Source organism: Desulforhopalus singaporensis (assembly GCF_900104445.1).
Classification (GTDB): Bacteria; Desulfobacterota; Desulfobulbia; order Desulfobulbales; family Desulfocapsaceae; genus Desulforhopalus_A; species Desulforhopalus_A singaporensis.
In genome coordinates, this window is sequence record NZ_FNJI01000022.1 from 73,444 (window position 1) to 88,243 (window position 14,800).

At 52.9% G+C, this 14,800-nt stretch carries 11 protein-coding genes and 1 pseudogene; 8 read left to right on the forward strand and 4 right to left on the reverse strand.

Going from position 1 to position 14,800, the window contains the following annotated elements; genetic code table 11:
• Window positions 1-35: 35 nt before the first annotated feature.
• Complete coding sequence (locus BLQ17_RS14790; protein WP_092224196.1) at window positions 36-2,138, reverse strand: sigma 54-interacting transcriptional regulator; 2,103 nt, start codon at window positions 2,136-2,138, stop codon at window positions 36-38.
• 306 nt (window positions 2,139-2,444) lie between these two features.
• On the opposite strand from BLQ17_RS14790, the gene BLQ17_RS14795 reads away from it, so the two are divergent.
• The 6 genes from BLQ17_RS14795 to dsrP are packed head-to-tail and all read left to right on the forward strand — an operon-like array spanning window position 2,445 to window position 8,540.
• On the forward strand, window positions 2,445-2,693 hold the full coding sequence (locus tag BLQ17_RS14795) for a hypothetical protein (RefSeq protein WP_092224198.1): 249 nt from the start codon (window positions 2,445-2,447) through the stop codon (window positions 2,691-2,693).
• 3 nt (window positions 2,694-2,696) lie between these two features.
• Window positions 2,697-5,015, forward strand: a complete 2,319-nt coding sequence (locus BLQ17_RS14800) for a molybdopterin-dependent oxidoreductase (protein ID WP_092224200.1) — start codon at window positions 2,697-2,699, stop codon at window positions 5,013-5,015.
• Window positions 5,015-5,665 (forward strand): hypothetical protein, encoded by a 651-nt coding sequence (locus BLQ17_RS14805; RefSeq protein ID WP_092224201.1) that lies wholly within the window; start codon window positions 5,015-5,017, stop codon window positions 5,663-5,665. Before BLQ17_RS14800 ends, BLQ17_RS14805 begins: the two co-directional genes overlap by 1 nt.
• Before the next feature lie 11 nt (window positions 5,666-5,676).
• Complete coding sequence (locus tag BLQ17_RS14810; protein ID WP_143005520.1) at window positions 5,677-6,312, forward strand: hypothetical protein; 636 nt, start codon at window positions 5,677-5,679, stop codon at window positions 6,310-6,312.
• Between the two features lie 36 nt (window positions 6,313-6,348).
• Window positions 6,349-7,311: a 4Fe-4S dicluster domain-containing protein gene (locus BLQ17_RS14815; protein ID WP_218121810.1), complete on the forward strand. Its 963-nt coding sequence runs from the start codon at window positions 6,349-6,351 to the stop codon at window positions 7,309-7,311.
• Window positions 7,312-7,322: 11 nt separating this feature from the next.
• Window positions 7,323-8,540 carry a sulfate reduction electron transfer complex DsrMKJOP subunit DsrP gene (gene dsrP, locus BLQ17_RS14820; protein WP_092224228.1) on the forward strand — a complete coding sequence of 406 codons (1,218 nt, stop codon included), beginning with the start codon at window positions 7,323-7,325 and terminating at the stop codon, window positions 8,538-8,540.
• 42 nt (window positions 8,541-8,582) lie between these two features.
• On the opposite strand, the gene norR is transcribed toward dsrP, so the two are convergent.
• The gene (gene norR, locus BLQ17_RS14825) at window positions 8,583-10,139 is read right to left on the reverse strand and encodes a nitric oxide reductase transcriptional regulator NorR (protein WP_092224205.1); all 1,557 of its coding nucleotides are present in this window, start codon (window positions 10,137-10,139) and stop codon (window positions 8,583-8,585) included.
• 172 nt (window positions 10,140-10,311) lie between these two features.
• On the opposite strand from norR, the gene BLQ17_RS14830 reads away from it, so the two are divergent.
• Window positions 10,312-12,618, forward strand: a complete 2,307-nt coding sequence (locus BLQ17_RS14830) for a nitric-oxide reductase large subunit (RefSeq protein ID WP_092224207.1) — start codon at window positions 10,312-10,314, stop codon at window positions 12,616-12,618.
• Window positions 12,619-12,781: 163 nt separating this feature from the next.
• Window positions 12,782-13,060, forward strand: a complete 279-nt coding sequence (locus tag BLQ17_RS14835) for a PqqD family protein (RefSeq protein WP_092224209.1) — start codon at window positions 12,782-12,784, stop codon at window positions 13,058-13,060.
• A 121-nt stretch (window positions 13,061-13,181) separates the two neighbouring features.
• On the opposite strand, the gene BLQ17_RS14840 is transcribed toward BLQ17_RS14835, so the two are convergent.
• Together BLQ17_RS14840 and BLQ17_RS22940 are read right to left on the reverse strand one after the other, a co-directional pair.
• Complete coding sequence (locus BLQ17_RS14840; RefSeq protein ID WP_092224211.1) at window positions 13,182-14,381, reverse strand: M20 family metallopeptidase; 1,200 nt, start codon at window positions 14,379-14,381, stop codon at window positions 13,182-13,184.
• Window positions 14,382-14,592: 211 nt separating this feature from the next.
• Window positions 14,593-14,800: pseudogene (locus BLQ17_RS22940) on the reverse strand (IS4 family transposase); the annotation flags it as partial.

A 14,800-nucleotide genomic window follows, 5' to 3' on the forward strand; every position in this document is an offset into this window, starting at 1 on the left:
TATGCAATAAAACCGGGGTAGGATAGGGCCGTTCTTTATTCGGCCCATCCTTTTTTGAACACCAGTTTATGCTTCCTGGCTTTTCTCATCGCCGATGTCTGACTTATCTTAAGAGCGCTGGCCACCTTCCTGCTGCTCCCATGCTCTCTGAATGCCCTGACCAGAGTCTCTTTTTCAACTGCATCCAGTATCTCCTGCAATGAGCCGGCGGTATGTGGCGCTATTTTAGTCAGCTGGTCTTTTTGCCGGGAAATGGATGTGGGAAGATCGTCTGTGGTTATAACGTTGCCCCTGGTCGTTACCACCAGCCTTTCAACCAGGTTCACCAGCTCCCTGACGTTTCCAGGCCATTTGTGGGTAACCAGCACCTCCTGGGCATCCTTGGACAGCCCCTTGGAGTAATTGTACTGTTTATTAAAACGATTCAGGTAGAATGCGGTCAGCGGGAGTATGTCATCAGGTCGTTCCCGCAGCGGAGGAACCGTGATTGGGACGACCTTGAGCCGGTAGTAAAGATCGGTCCTGAATTCACCTTTTGCCATTAACTCGTCAAGGTTCTTGCTGGTGGCGGTAATGAGGCGAATGTTAATTTTCTGGGTCTTGACTCCTCCGACCCTTATTATCTCTTTGAACTGCAGCACTCGTAATAATTTTACCTGTAGTTCCTGCGGCAGGTCCGCTATCTCGTCGAGAAAAAGAGTTCCGTTATTGGCCAGTTCAAACATTCCAGGCTTGCCCTGTTTTTTCGCTCCGGTGAATGCGCCTTCCTCGTATCCAAAGAGTTCCGACTCCAGGAGCGGGCCGGGAATTGCACCACAATTTATCTTGATGAAAGAACCGGTCTCTGCCCGCTGGCTCTGTCTGTGAATGATATTGGCAATAATCTCTTTCCCGGTGCCTGACTCTCCATTGACGAGGACCGTTGAGTCGACCCTTGCCACTTGCAGGGCAAGATCGATGGTTTCCTCCATTTTCTTGCTGCCGTAGACCAGCTGGGTTCGCACCCATTGGCTGGCCCGGAGATTTTTTACCTCATACTCGTATTGTGACGCCCTTTCCTGAGATTTTTTCAGCTGTCGTCGGAAATTGTTCAGCTCGGTCATATCCCTTACGTTGCTGACAACTCGTGACAGTTCTCCTTTTTCGTCAAAAACGGGTGTCCCTGAAACAAGAATTTCCTTGCCGCCGTGAATTTTCTGGGAAATGGTCAGGGGAACTCTGGACTTTCTGATTTTGAAGGTAATGGATTCGTTTAAGAGACCTTTGGCTACTATTTCTTTCATGTTCTTTCCCAGCAGGTTTTTTCGGTTAAGACCGGTAATCCGCTCATATGCCTGATTAACCCGCAGGGTGTTGCCTTCTCCATCGGTTATGTAAATTCCGTCATAGGAGTTTTCGAAAATGGCGGAAAATTCAACGGCGATATTTTTCATGGCCTCCAGTTCCAGGCCCGAAGGGAGGTTGTCAGCCCTGGATATATTCTGGAACACCGCCACCGTACCGCAGCTGTTTCCTTGAATTTTGATCTTGCTGCAGGTGGCCATCAGGGTCTTGCCGTTTATTACAACGATCTCACAGTCGGCTCCGGCCGGGATAGTAGACAGTTTTTTCCTGAACAGTGTATCGGATATCGGTAGTCCTATCAGGTCGCGGCGGGTGAGCCCGGTTGTTTTCAGTACCGCATCGTTGGCATAGACGACAGTTTCCTTCAGATCCATGGCGATGGTCCCGATAGGCAGGGAGTCGATGATGGCGGTTGTCAGCGCCGTATCTGGACCGGGCGCAAGAGGAAGAAACGGTCTGTCTTTTATGATATGGCCTACATAATCTCCAGTAGTGTTGGTTACAATGATGAAACAGCAAGATATCTCATCTATTTCACTGGCGTTTGTCGCGTTAATATCGACTTTTGGAAGATCTTGTAAAAGATACTCTTTGACCGGGCGGTGTCGGTATTCGGGATTTATGATATGGCGCCAGTGAAGACTGGGGACAAAAAGACCGAGAAAGGTGGCATCAGATCGGACGGGGGCAGCCTCTGTCTGAGCCATGGACAGTTGACTTGTGGCGATTCCGAGTTGGGTCTCAGCTTCAAGCCAGATGTTCTTGGGTTGTAGTAAATCTGAAATCTGCATCATCAGTCCTCAACTATTTCCAGTCCGTCATGGCTCCTGCCGATTGTTCCTGGTCTCTAAAATTACAGGTAACAATTTATCACAGCTGCCGCCTAAACCAAAAGTAATTCAGTGGAATGCTGATATGGGATGCCAGTAAAAAGTGCCCCCCGGCAAAAAACATGGAGCAGGAGCGTGATACGGGCGGGCGGCCCTGGTGCCGTGGAACAGACAAAAAAACAGCGAAATTGATCTAAGTCAATATCTGCTTTTGCGGATGTGATATACTGCTGCTACAAAGTGACATAATCTTGCCGGTGGAGGAGCGATATGCCGATTTTCAGTTATCTTGCAATACCAAGGGAAGGTGCGCGGGAAACGTTGTGCGCCCAACTATCAGGCCTTGACCACTGCCAGGTCATTCCGGCGGACAACCAGGACGTCGTGGTTCTCGTAACAGACACGCCCGACGAGGCTTGCGAAAAAAGATTGCAAAAGAGGCTTAAGGGGCTGGGTTCGTTGCAATCCCTGAGCTTAGCTTTTGGCTATGACGAAAAAAAAGAACAGGGGGGACAGTAGACCATGGCACTTGACAGAAGACAGTTTATGAAACAGGCTGCCGTCAGCAGCGCGCTTGCAGCTGCAGGAGCTGTTTTTCCGGGCATTAGCTTTGGCGACTGGAACAAGCTTACCAATAATTCAGGAATTGTTTCATGGCAGAAGTCCCCCTGTCGTTTCTGTGGTACGGGATGCGGTATTCTGGTCGGAGTCAGCGGAGGCCGGGCGGTTGCGGTCAAAGGTGACCCCAATTGCAGTGTCAACAAAGGACTCTGCTGCATGAAAGGTTACCATTCGGTACAGAGTTTGTACGCAAAGGACAGGCTGACGAAAGCCAAGGTGCGCAAGAACGGCCAGATGGTCGAGGTCCCCATCCAGGAAGCCCTGGACCTTGTCGCATCCAAGCTCAAGCAGACGATAGAGAGCCACGGCAAGGACTCGGTTGCCATCTACGGCTCCGGGCAATGGACCATCCCCGACGGCTACGTCGCCTCAAAACTGTTCAAGGGGTGTCTTGGAACCAACAATGTCGAGGCCAACGCGCGGCTGTGCATGGCGAGTGCCGTAACCGGGTTCATGACCACTTTCGGTATCGATGAGCCGATGGGGTGCTATGAGGATATGGACCATGCAAATGTGTTTATAACCTGGGGCAATAACATGGCGGAGATGCATCCGGTACTTTTTTCGCGGATGATTGCCAATCGCAAGCGACGCTCCAATGTCAGGATTATCGATTTTGCCACCCGCTTTACACGGACCAGCCAGGCGGCGGACATGTCGATACTGTTCAAGCCGCAGACCGACCTGGCGGTGGCAAACGCGATCTGCTACGAGATTATCAGAAACGACTGGGTCAACTGGAACTTTGTCAACGAACACGTGTCGTTTCATAAGGGGAAAACCAATATCGGTTACGGCACGGAGGATCATTTTGCGTTCCAGGACAAGGGTGAGAATATAAGTTTTGCCGAGTACAAGCAGTTCCTCGAAGACTATACTCCGGAAAAAGTCGAGAAGATTTCCGGCGTTCCGGCCAAAGATATCAAATACCTGGCCGCCCTCTACGGCGATCCGTCGCAGAAGGTGACCTCTTTCTGGTGTATGGGGATGAACCAGCACACCAGGGGGACCTGGATAAACAACCTTGTCTATAATATCCACCTTCTGGTGGGCAAGATCTCTACGCCGGGCAACAGCCCGTTCTCGCTTACCGGACAGCCCAGTGCATGCGGTACTGTCCGCGAGGTAGGAACGCTCACCCACAAACTGCCCCACGGCGTGGTGATGAACGAACATGATCGGGAAATGGCGGCTCGGATCTGGGATGTGCCCGTTACCAATATAGATCCGAAACCCACCTATCATACGGTTGAAATGTTTCGCGCCCTCGACCGGGGTGATATCAGGTTTATCTGGATCCAGGTGACCAACCCCATGGTAACCATGCCGAATTTGCGCAGATACCGCAACGGTGCGCAAAAAGATGATCGATTCGTGGTGGTATCGGATGTGTATCCCACTCCCACCACCGATGTCGCCGACGTGATCCTGCCTGCGGCCATGTGGATAGAACAGGAAGGGCTGTTCGGCAATTCAGAGCGGCGAACCCAGCATTTTGCCCAGATCGTCGATCCTCCCGGGGACGCCATGTCCGATACCTGGCAAATTATCGAAGTTGCCAGGAGGCTGGGGTTTGACAAACAGTTTCCCTGGAGCGAAGAAAACTATATCGAGAAGATCTGGGAGGAATACAGGCTGTTTCATGCCGGACCGAAACATGAGATGGCTCCTTACAAAGTGCTCAGGGAGCGATCCGGGGTCCAGTGGCCGTTTGTCAACGGTAAGGAGACCCGTTGGAGATTTAATCCCAAACATGACCCGGCCTGTACCAACGGCAAGGATTTCGACTTTTACGGCAAAAAAGACAACCGCGCCTGGATCTGGGCAAGACCTTATGAGCCGGCGGCGGAATCTCCGGACGACGAGTATAATTTCTGGCTCAATACCGGACGGGTAATCGAGCACTGGCATACCGGTTCGATGACCCGGAGAATCCCCGTGCTGCATAACGCAGTTCCTTCGGCCTATGTGGAATTAAATCCCGAAGATGCCGCTGAGCTTGGGGTCGTCAACGGGGAGATGGTCAGAATAATTTCCCGCCGTGGGCAAATTATCATCCCGGCCCAGATTAACGGCAGAGGGGTTCCGCCCCGGGGGATGGTGTTCGTGCCGTTCTTTGACGAAAGCTACCTGGTAAACGAGGTGACCCTCGACGCCTTCTGTCCCATTTCCAAACAGCCCGACTATAAAAAATGTGCCGTGAGACTGGAGAAAGTATAATGAAATTTTCAATTGGCAACGGTATGAGTTCACTGTCTATTGCCATCCTCGGGCTTTTCGGGCTCTTGAGCCTGTTTACCGGGGTATGCCGGGCGACGGACGTGCCTGACAATTTCGATAACCAGGGCGGCAAAATCTACAACGCCCACCAACTTACCACCGAGGCGGGGTTGACCGCTGATTCTGGCGGACGCAATCTCGCGGATTATTACGGGCTCAGGCAATATCCCGGCTCGCCGCCGCGCATTCCCCATGAGGTCGATCCGGCCTTTGGCGGCGGGGAGAACGATTGTCTGTCGTGTCACGGCAAGGGGGGATTCAGCGCTGAATTCGGCAGGTTCGCCCCCGTGACACCGCATCCGGAAAATACACTCTGCTACCAGTGTCACGCCCAGACCACAACGACCAAGTTGTTTGTTGAAACCGAGTGGAAATCGGTGAGATCTCCCCGTCTTGGTCTCTCTTCTCTTGCCAGCTCGCCGCCGCCGGTTCCCCACAGCCTGCAGTTGCGGGAAAACTGCATAGCCTGTCATACCGGTCCCGGCGCAGTAACTGAGATAAGAGTGTCCCACGCGTCAAGGGGCGATTGCCGGCAGTGTCATGCAACTGTGGTCCAGGGAGCTCCTTTGCTGGAGTTCGACAGGAAATGACGGGAGACGATATGACAACGAAAAATGGTGGAGGAGCCGGAATGCAACTGTTCCTGACTGGTCTGATCCTGTTGGTCGGCATCACGACGCTCTTTTGGGGCCGGGCAAGGGCAAGTGAGAGTTCCTTTCTTGACGAGGTGAAGAAATCTACAGCAAGGTTTGACAATCGCTCCGTTCCGCTGGTAAAGGAGGTCACTGAAGATACTGTTTTGTCGCATGAAAAATATCAGGGCGGATCGTTCCGTGTGCTGGCGAGGAAAAAAAATATAGAACGCTACCAGTGCAGCAATTGCCACAACGATAAACCGGTGACCGTAAACCGGGGAGCGGAACTGACCCATGGCGATATCGTGCTCAATCACGGCAGTGCCGAGCGTGGGCTTGTCTGCATTGACTGCCACAGTCCGGAACAGCGGGACTATCTCGAAGACAAAAAAGGCAGAAAAATCGACTTTGACCACAGCTACGACCTGTGCGGGCAGTGTCATTTCCGCCAGAAACGCGACTGGATCGGCGGTGCCCACGGAAAACGGGTTGTCAATTGGGCCGGAGACAGGGTCGTCTATAATTGCACCACCTGTCATGATCCGCACTCTCCGCGATTTGAGAAAAGGTTCCCGGCGACCTATTCGGTGCCGCTCGACTGATTCCCGGTTGAGGGAAATATTGGGTATGGAGAATATATGAGCGCCAAAAAAACAGAATACGGTGAAGATCAAGATCTTTTGATGAAAAAGAGTGACCGGAGGACTTTTTTAAAAGGGTGCTCGGTTGCAGCGGCGGCCGCAAGTGCGGCCCTTACCTCGGGATGCATCCCGTCTGTTGCGGCCGAAAACTCTGAAGAGATGAAACTGCGCTGGCAGGAATTTTTTAAGAAAAACTACCGGCTGATGACCCAGGAGGAAAAGGACGCAACGGTTGCACGGCTTGAGCGGCTGGCCAAGCTTCGTGACGGCCTTGACGTGCAGATGGGCAGTTATCCGCCCCTCAAGGGAGTCCTGTACGGCTACGGTTTCAATATAACGCGCTGTGAAGGTTTTATGGAGTGTGTTGCCGCCTGCGTAAAAGAGAACAACCTGGATCGTAAAACCAACACCCAGTACATAAGAATTTTTGAGATGGAGCCGGGAAAACTCGATCCGGGAACAGGCGACGGCCAGTATTATCACAAGGTTCCGGTAGAAAATAAATTTTATATGGGGACCCAGTGCTTTCACTGTGAAAATGCGCCATGCACCAAGGCCTGTCCGACCAAGGCGACCTGGAGGGAACCGGACGGTATTGTGGTGGTGGATTATGACTGGTGCATCGGTTGCCGCTATTGCCAGGCGGCGTGTCCCTACTACGGGAGAAGGTTCAATTGGGGTAAACCGGAAATTCCCAGGCAAGAGATCAACCTCAGACAGCATTACCTCGGTAACCGCGTTCGGCCGAAAGGAAAAATGGAAAAATGCACCTTTTGCATCCAGCGGACCAGGAAAGGAAGGCTGCCCGCCTGCGTCGAGGCTTGTCCTACCGGAGCCCGTGTATTCGGCAACCTGCTTGATCCGGACAGCGAAATCCGCTATGTGCTCAAGCACAAGAAGGTGTTCAGGATGAAGGAGGAACTCGGGACCGACCCCAAATTCTGGTATTTCATAGATTGATTGGTGGCAATATGCGAACAGATCAGAAAAAAAACCTGCGAACCTTTGTTATCGATGTTATCCGCCTCAATCTTCGCGGTGGTGTCGGTATCCAGATTTTCAGGCTGATACTTCTTGGGATTATGGGTTTTGGGGTATACGCCTATTCCTTTCAGGCCCGCTACGGGCTTTGTGTAACCGGCATGAACGATATTGTCAGCTGGGGATTTTACATCTCCAATTTCACATTTCTGGTGGGGGTTGCGGCTGCCGCCGTCATGCTGATTTTACCCGCCTATGTTTTTCATGATCCGGATTTCCATCGTGTGGTCATCATCGGTGAGGGAGTTGCCGTGGGAGCACTGGTGATGTGCCTCTCCTTCATTGTCGTCGATCTCGGCGGTCCGATGCAGGCGTGGCACCTTATTCCCGGTATCGGTATCTTTAATTTCCCCTCATCCATTCTTGCCTGGGACGTGGTGGTGTTAAACGGCTATCTGTTGCTCAACGGGCTGGTGCCTGCCTACATTCTCTACAATCATTACATGGGCCGTCCGGCCGATGAGAAAAAGTACCGGCCCTTTGTCTTTCTCTCGATTTTCTGGGCGTTCTCCATTCACATGGTCACCGCTTTTCTTTACCAGGGGCTGCCGGCAAGGCCTTTCTGGAACAATCCCCTGATGGGACCGCGTTTTCTCGCCTCGGCGTTTGCCGCCGGGCCGGCACTGATCACCCTCATCCTTGCGGTAATCCACAGTAGCACGACCTATAAAATAGACCGCTCCGTCTTCAACAAGCTGCGGTTGATCATCGTTATTTCCGCGATCATCAATCTCATCATGTTGTTTTCCGAGGTGTTCAAGGAATTTTATTTTCCCACCCACCACTCAAGCTCGGCGGTTTACCTGTTTTTCGGTATGGATGGCCATAATTCCCTGGTGCCGTGGATATGGGCCTCGGTATGCATCAACCTGCTCTCCACGCTGGTGCTGGCGTTTAATCCCGGAAAAAACAATCCCAGGGTCCTGCTCCCTGCCTGTCTGTTCTTGTTTGTGGCAATCTGGATGGAAAAGGGAATCGGCCTTATCGTTCCCGGCCTTATCCCAAGTCCGCTGGGTGAGGTCGTAGATTACCTGCCTACCTGGGTGGAGCTTGCCGTAACTCTGGGTATATTTTCTCTTGGTGTCACCATTGTCACCTGGCTGGTCCGGGCGGCGCTGGTCATAGAAGAGGAGTATAACGGCAACTAAAAGGGATATGGAGCAGCCGGTGCGGTGCTGTTTGTTGCGGGATTATTTTTTCTTGCGCAGCCCGAGTCGGGTTGCGAGATTGTGAAGGTTGCTCCGGTCCATATCGAGCTCACGGGCGGCCGCGGCCCAGTTGCCGCTGTTGTGGTCAAGAGCACGGGTGATCAGTTTTCTCTGGAACGAGTTGACCTCTTCACGAAAAGAGATGGCTTGCCCTGCGCCTGCCGGTTCTGTCAACCTGGCGGGGGCAACGTAAATCGCCGATCCCAGGTCGCCTGCCAGATGTTCAGGGCGTATCTGCAGCAGATCATCCTTGCCCGGGGTGCGTGAAGCTTTGAGCACCGCTCTTGAGAGGATGTTGTCAAGCTCCCTTACGTTTCCCGGCCAGTCGTAGCGGCTTAAAAGAGCCAGGGCTTCTTCTGCGATCCGTACTTTTTCAAGGCCGAGTTTCTTTTGCCCCCGCTCAATGAAAAAGCCGGCAAGAATCGCTATGTCTTCTTTACGTTCGCGCAGCGGCGGAACGAATATGGGATAGACGTTGAGACGGTGAAACAGGTCGGCCCTGAATTTGCCGTCTCTCACCTCTGACTCAAGGTCACGGTTGGTCGCCGCAATCAGGCGAACGTCAGCGTGCAATACTTTTTCCGAGCCGATACGCTGGATCTCCCCCTCCTGGATCACCCGCAGAATTTTAGCCTGTATTTCAAGAGACAGCTCCCCGATCTCGTCAAGGAACAGGGTCCCGCCGTCGGCCAGTTCAAACTTCCCGGCCCGATCCCCGGCGGCACCGGTGTAGGCGCCCTTCACATGCCCGAACAGTTCGCTCTCAGCCAGGGAGTCAGGCAGGGCGGCACAGTTGAGATAGAGCATCGCCTTGTCCCGGCGGCTGGAGTGGCGGTGGATGCCTCTTGCCACAAGTTCCTTCCCTGAACCGGTCTCTCCGAGGACGAGAATGGTAAAATCCGATTTGGCCACCAGCTCGATCTCCTGACGCAGTTTTCTGATCACCGCACTCTGTCCGAGAATATCGGAACCCCGCTGCAGCGCGACATCGTGCATCAGGTCGGAGGCGATCTGCCCCTGCCGTTTTGCTTTGTCCTCCAGCGCCTTGACCAGATCGGCCACCTGCATCTGTGCACCGGCCATCAGGCCGATCGTATGCAGGTACTGTTCCGGCAGGTAGTTGAATGCCCCCGGATCAAGTGAGTCGGCGGTGAGGACGCCGACCAGCTTGTCGTGGACATAAAGAGGGCAGCCCAGACAGGCATGGATATGGTGAAGGCCTTTGGGATCGACGGCCAGCATGCCGTCGAACGGGTCGGGCAGGGAACTGTCCTGTGAAAACAGGACCGGCCTTGAAGAATTACAGATAATATCCAGGCGAGGATGGTCCTTTCGTTCATACACCCGGCCCATGGCATCCGGCGTCAGTCCCCTGGCCGCAAGGGGGATCAGTCTGTTTTTTTCCACCCGCAACAGGGTGGCGGCGTCGTAAGGGATGGCACGGTGCAGGGCTTCGAGTAATCGGTCGTAACGATCTTCGGCGCTTATTTCCGCGGTCAGGTCAAGTGCGATTGCGGCAAGAGTTTCCAATTTATCCATAGTTGCACAATGTACAACGTCGTTGTTTTAATTACAACAAATTGTTGTTGTTTAAATGTATACATTGCTTTTAACTATTTGTAATAACGGCCTATAACTTTGGCATGTTTGTTGCTTTCGGTACTGTAAGAGAGTTTTGTCATAGCCTCACAACAGTCAAAGGAGGATAAAAATGGAAAATACGAAACGTCTGTGGTTGCTTTTGGGAGTGGTCATAGCTGCAACGATGTTTATTCTCGGCTGGTTCGGCAGGGAGCTGTACCGCCAGGTGCCGCCGATACCGCAGCAGGTGGTGACCGTGGAAGGAAAACGGGTTATGACCCGCGATGATATTCTCCGTGGTCAGCTGGTGTGGCAATCAATCGGCGGTCAGCAACTGGGATCGATCTGGGGCCATGGCGCCTATCAGGCTCCCGACTGGTCGGCCGACTGGCTGCATCGGGAAGCGACGGCGCTGCGGGATATCCTGAGCATCAAGTTTTATCACCAGCCGTTTTCGGGCTTGGACAGTGTCGACCGTGCGGCGGTTAAAGCCCGCCTTAAAAAGGAGATGAGGACAAATTCCTTTGACGGCGCAAGCGGCACGGTGACTGTATCTTCAGAACGTGCTGCGGCGATCGGGAAAACGGCGGAACACTATCTTGCACTGTTTGGCAGTGACCAGGACCTGGCAGGGTTGAGAGAGTCTTACGCCCTTCATCGTAATGCGGTGCCGGACCCTGAGAGGCGCCGGGCGCTGACAGCATTTTTTTTCTGGACGTCCTGGGCGGCGTCAACCGAACGTCCGGAGATGAATTTTACCTACACCAACAACTGGCCCCACGAGCCGATGATCGACAACCGTCCGACAACGGCCAACCTTGTCTGGTCTATTATTTCGGTCGTTATCCTGATCGCCGGAATTGGAGGTCTTGTCTGGTATAAGGTTTTCACGGACCGCGAAGAGCAGGAGCCGCTTTGCGCTTCTACCGATCCGATGGACAAGATTGAGCTTACACCGTCCATGCGCGCTGCTGGAAAATACTGCTTGACCGTAATCGCCCTGTTTGTGGTCCAGTCACTGCTTGGCGGGGTGCTGGCGCATTTTACGGTGGAGGGGAATTCATTTTACGGGATCGATCTTTCGGCAATTTTACCCTATTCAGTAGCCAGGACCTGGCATATACAGCTTGCTCTGTTCTGGATTGCCACCGCTTTTCTGGCGGCGGGTTTATTTCTGGCTCCCGCGGTGGGAGGTCGTGAACCGAGGTTTCAGAAACAGGGGGTCAATGTTTTGTTCGGCGCCCTGCTCCTTGTCGTTTCCGGCTCGCTTGCTGGGGAGTGGCTGTCGGTAAAGCAGGTTTTCAACCTTGAAAACAGCTTCCTGTTTGGTCATCAGGGCTATGAATATATTGACCTTGGCAGATTCTGGCAGATACTGCTCTTTGTCGGCCTGGTGTTGTGGCTGATCCTGATGCTGCGCGGTCTGTGGCCGGCTTTTTCCCAAAAAGGCCATCGCCGCCAGCTGGTGCTGCTGTTTGCCGGCGCTTCGACCGCTATCGGTCTGTTTTATGGCGCAGGATTTTTTTACGGTGCCAGGACCCATCTCACCATTATGGAATATTGGCGCTGGTGGGTTGTGCACCTGTGGGTTGAGGGGTTTTTCGAGGTGTTCGCCACCGTTGCCATCGCCTTTATCTTCACGCAACTGGGACTGATACGGGCACTTAGCGGTACCCGCGCGGTGCTTATTTCGTCGGCCATTTATCTGTTTGGCGGAATTCCCGGAACCTTTCATCATCTTTATTTCAGCGGTACTCCGATTTCAATAACCGCGGTGGGCGCAACGTTCTCGGCGCTTGAGGTGGTTCCTCTGGCTCTTATTGGCTACGAAGCCTGGGATACCTATCGGAAAACGTTTGTTGTCCACTGGATGGAAAAATATAAATGGCCCATCCGATTCTTCATGGGAGTGGCCTTCTGGAATCTTGTCGGTGCCGGTATTTTCGGTTTTCTGATTAATCCGCCCATTGCCCTCTATTACATGCAGGGGCTCAACACCACCCCTGTTCATGCCCATGCAGCCCTGTTCGGAGTCTACGGTTTGTTGTCGCTGGGGTTGATCCTCCTGGTTCTGCGGCGGTTGTACCCGGAGAATATATGGAATGAACGGCCGCTGGCCATAGCCTTCTGGGCAATGAACGGAGGTCTTGCCTTGATGATTGGTCTCAGCATACTGCCAATCGGGCTTGCCCAGACCTGGGTGAGTATCGAGTATGGGTTGTGGTACGCACGAAGTGCCGACTTTATGCAGCTGCCTTTTCTTGAAACCCTGCGGTGGCTGCGGCTGGTCGGCGATACCGTTTTTCTTGCCGGGGTGGGTATGCTTGCATACTTTGTCGCGGGCCTTATCACCGGCTGGTCGTACCAGACCGATCATGCCGGGAAAAAACTGGAATTATCGCCCTGGCAGGGAAAACAGCGTGATTTATCGAGCTAACCCGCTAACTTCGTGAAATATGCACCGTGACGAAAATGCCGGTCTGGGCTTACTGGGCGTGTAAGTCAGGCCGGCTTTGTCTGTTTGGTGCGGTGGGTGTTGCACCACGGTCGACTCTGTGATAAATTTTGTTCGACTATTAATTTCAACCAGCGGAAAAGACATGGAACTCACCTCGAAGCCCACAATACAAGAGGGGTATAAAGCCGAAACCTTTGACGGAGAAGTCATCCTCTATACGGTTGCGGGAACCAAGGCGGTTTATCTCAACGGGACGGCACAGCTCATCTGGCTCCTGTGTCAGCAGGACCTCAACGTCGGCGAGATCCAGGAGGCGCTGATCGAACAGTATCCGCAGCAGGCGGAGCAGATCAGAAGCGATGTGATTGCAACCCTGGAAGACCTGCAGGAAAAAGGGGTTATAACTCTTTTGGATCAGTAGTCCCATGCTTTGCGCACCGTTTCCCGGCAACCGGAAACGTTGTCTGCCGTCCGGAAGATATTTTCAACAATAAAACGTGCGCATGCTGCTCCCGTACTTCAAAGGAGGTGGCCGTCGCCCATTAATTTTTCGCTGTCCTTGTCGAGACATCGAGCAGGTAGTTGTCCAGGTTATGGTACAGCCGGTAGAGGCTGGCCAGAACGATATGCTCATGCTCTGTATGGTGGGACATCTCGCCGTCCGCTCCCCAGATCACCCCTGGTATTCCGCGATTTGCAAGGTGGCATGCGTCAGAGGCCCCATGTTCAAATCCCAGGATCGCCCCTCCGGAATGGGCCAGCAGCAGGTCGATGTATTTTGACGGCAGACTGGAGAACACCGGTGCACTTTCCAGAACTAAAACTTTTGACTGCACCGCTTTTTTTATATCTCCAAGAATTTCTTCAGGATCATCATTTTCAGTGTATCTTATGTCCAGGCTAGCCAGGGCTTTTTCCGGTACCATGTTGATGGAGCCGTTGCCCACCGTCAGGTTTGACAGTACCATGGTCTTGTGCCAGCGATCCTCCGTTGATCGGCTGAATAGCTCGCTTAGCTTTCGGTAGTCGCTTACCATCAGGTCAAAGGCGCTGTCTCCAAGCCACGGTCTTGCCGCATGCGCCGATTTCCCATGTGCTTCGAGCTGCAGCCTGATGATCCCTTTTTCCTTGTTGACAATAAGATCGGGGCCGCCGCCGTCGAGGGCGATGAAGAAATCGGTCTGGATCGCTTCACAGGCTTTTGCTGCCCCGTTTTTCCCGCCGATCTCCTCGTCTCCGGTCAGGAGCAGGCCGAAACAGATGTCGCTTTTGCTGCCGCCGTCCCTTGATATTCGCTTCAAATGTTCCCGGTACAGGATCAGGGAGAGGGCAACCGCATATTTGTCGTCGATGGCACCGCGGCCGAAAAGGCGGCCGTCTTCTACCCAGGGCCTGAACAGTGCTGGATTGATCGTTTCGACCACATCAAAGTGACTCATCAGCAGTACCGGGATTTTTCCTTCCCTTGGAAGGACGATTATGGACGGTACGCCTTGATGGTGCATTCGCCTGTGGGGGATAGAGTGGCTGGAGAGCCAGTGGTGGATGAAATCGGCGCAACGGTCTATTTCGTCTCTTTTCGAGTGGGTGGACGGTATCTCGATGAGTTCTGCGGTCAAATCAACAAGTTCTTGCTGCAGGGCGGTTTCCGGCAGCTTGTCGTGGTTGTCGATCTCTTCGCTGTAAAGTCGACGATAGTTCGAATCTGTTAAAGGCGATGGCGGTGTTTCGGATTTTTTCACGGAATTATTACATCAATAAGAGTGTGTGGCAGGAAAGTAGAACAGGTGCAGGGGTGTCTTTGTCGCTGTTTTGCCGGGAATTTATAGGTTAACAAGATTCTTAATCCAAGATCATTGCTGTCCAAAACAGGACAGAGTTGAAAACTGTTCGTTGATTTTACGGGGATCACAGAGTGCAAAACCCGCATTTTCAAAACCAGGTTGCTCTTTTTCATTTTGCTATCCTTGTCGGCTGTCCAAATCCTGGCAGTCGAAGTTGCACCCCTGGAATATCTGGTGGATGGCCGAAAGGATCATGTAGCCAATCAACCAGGTCCCTATAAGTGAAGAGATTCAGGCGCAACATGGTTGCCAGGTTTGACATTGACCACCCGAATTTCGACAGATGATGTAGGTATTTCAGTAAAAGCAAGGCGATA

Bases quoted from the DNA above. Each gene is read 5' to 3' on its own strand.
- BLQ17_RS14790 (WP_092224196.1), bottom strand. From the start codon at position 2,138: ATGATGCAGATTTCAGATTTACTACAACCCAAGAACATCTGGCTTGAA.
- BLQ17_RS14795 (WP_092224198.1), top strand. From the start codon at position 2,445: ATGCCGATTTTCAGTTATCTTGCAATACCAAGGGAAGGTGCGCGGGAA.
- BLQ17_RS14800 (WP_092224200.1), top strand. From the start codon at position 2,697: ATGGCACTTGACAGAAGACAGTTTATGAAACAGGCTGCCGTCAGCAGC.
- BLQ17_RS14805 (WP_092224201.1), top strand. From the start codon at position 5,015: ATGAAATTTTCAATTGGCAACGGTATGAGTTCACTGTCTATTGCCATC.
- BLQ17_RS14810 (WP_143005520.1), top strand. From the start codon at position 5,677: ATGACAACGAAAAATGGTGGAGGAGCCGGAATGCAACTGTTCCTGACT.
- BLQ17_RS14815 (WP_218121810.1), top strand. From the start codon at position 6,349: ATGAGCGCCAAAAAAACAGAATACGGTGAAGATCAAGATCTTTTGATG.
- dsrP (WP_092224228.1), top strand. From the start codon at position 7,323: ATGCGAACAGATCAGAAAAAAAACCTGCGAACCTTTGTTATCGATGTT.
- norR (WP_092224205.1), bottom strand. From the start codon at position 10,139: ATGGATAAATTGGAAACTCTTGCCGCAATCGCACTTGACCTGACCGCG.
- BLQ17_RS14830 (WP_092224207.1), top strand. From the start codon at position 10,312: ATGGAAAATACGAAACGTCTGTGGTTGCTTTTGGGAGTGGTCATAGCT.
- BLQ17_RS14835 (WP_092224209.1), top strand. From the start codon at position 12,782: ATGGAACTCACCTCGAAGCCCACAATACAAGAGGGGTATAAAGCCGAA.